2 pseudogenes are annotated in these 1,292 nt (G+C 77.3%); one reads left to right on the top strand and one right to left on the bottom strand.

Annotated features, from left to right (window positions below):
• A pseudogene (locus tag VR45_RS49785) lies at positions 1-224 on the bottom strand (hypothetical protein); the annotation flags it as partial.
• 216 nt (positions 225-440) lie between these two features.
• On the opposite strand from VR45_RS49785, the pseudogene VR45_RS46480 reads away from it, so the two are divergent.
• Positions 441-1,292 (top strand): annotated as a pseudogene (locus tag VR45_RS46480) (hypothetical protein); the annotation flags it as partial.

Here is a 1,292-nt window from a genome sequence, read left to right as displayed (position 1 = left end):
CCCGTGCCCGGGGTGCCCGCCCCCACCGCTCCCGCCGCCCCCGGCGTGCCGCTGCCGGGCGGACGCTCCTCGTCCGAGCACTCCGACGGCCTCCGACCCACGCCCGACCGGGTGCCCGGGCCTGCCACGCCACCGCCGGCCACCGCGCGTCCGACGGAGGCGGCGACCTCGCCCGCCCCGAGCACCGGGGGCACGAACCGGCCCACCGTGCCGGTGCCGAGCACCCCCGGGTCCGGCCTGCCCGGCTCGGAGCCCCCGTCCGAGGTTCCGGCCCCGCCGCGGCAGCCGTAGTGCCGCACGGCCGGGCCGCCGCACGGCGCGGGCCCGCCGCGTTCCAGTAACGAATTCGCATCGCCGCAGGACGGGCGGGGACGCGGCGGCTCTCACCGGCAGACACCGAGACGGGTGTCGGAACTCCTCCTCGCCGGAAGGTGACCACGTTGTCCACCCCCCGCAGTCTGATCCTCGCGGGTGCCACCGCACTCGTCCTGTCGGCCGTCCCGGTCGGTGTGGCAGGCGCCACCGCCGATGCCGCTTCGGCCGGACCCTCGACCCCGGCGCTGCACCTGGACGTCCCGCTGCAGCGGGGCCTGGAGCCGACGGTGACCGGGGTCCCGCGGGAGTTCGAGGCGGGCGGCGCGGCCAAGGAGTTCACCGTGACCGTCAGCAACCCGACCGACCAGGACTTCGTGGCCTTCGCGCTGCTGAAGTTCAAGAACCAGGCCGGTGACCTCCGCGCCGCCGACCTCACGGTCGAGTACCGGCTTCCCGGCGGTTCCGCCTGGCTCCCCGGCTCCCCCGCCCCGGGCGGTGAGGGGGCGGACGGCAGCGTCCTGATGGTGCTCGGGGCCGGGGGCGGCGACGGCGTCTCCGACGACGCGCTGCTTGCGGTGCGGAAGGGTCGCAGCCTCGTGCTCAAGGTCCGTGCCTCGTTCTCGGCGAAGGCCCCGCGCGGCAAGGCCGGTGTCGCGCCGGTGACCTTCGCCGCGCGGCTCGACCCCAGGACCGGACAGCCGGTGGACCAGGGCAGCTACGGCTGCGCGTGCGCGGTGGGCTGCGCCGGGTTCCGGATCAAGGAGCCGGCCCCGCCGGCCCCGGTCCCCACCGCGGCTCCGTCGCGGACGGCCCCGCCCAAGTCCACGGCTACGCCTACGCCCACCGCCACCGCCACCGCCACTCCGTCGCGTCCGGCGACGGCCACGCCGACGCCCACGCCGACGGTCACCGCGACGCCCACCGTCACGCCCTCGATGTCGCCGACGCCCTCCACCACCCCGTCCCGCACCGCCACT

This window comes from Streptomyces sp. NRRL S-495 (assembly GCF_000966955.1).
GTDB lineage: Bacteria > Actinomycetota > Actinomycetes > Streptomycetales > Streptomycetaceae > Kitasatospora > Kitasatospora purpeofusca.
Note: the sequence above shows the minus strand (reverse complement) of the source record. Positions and strands in the feature narration are given on the sequence as shown.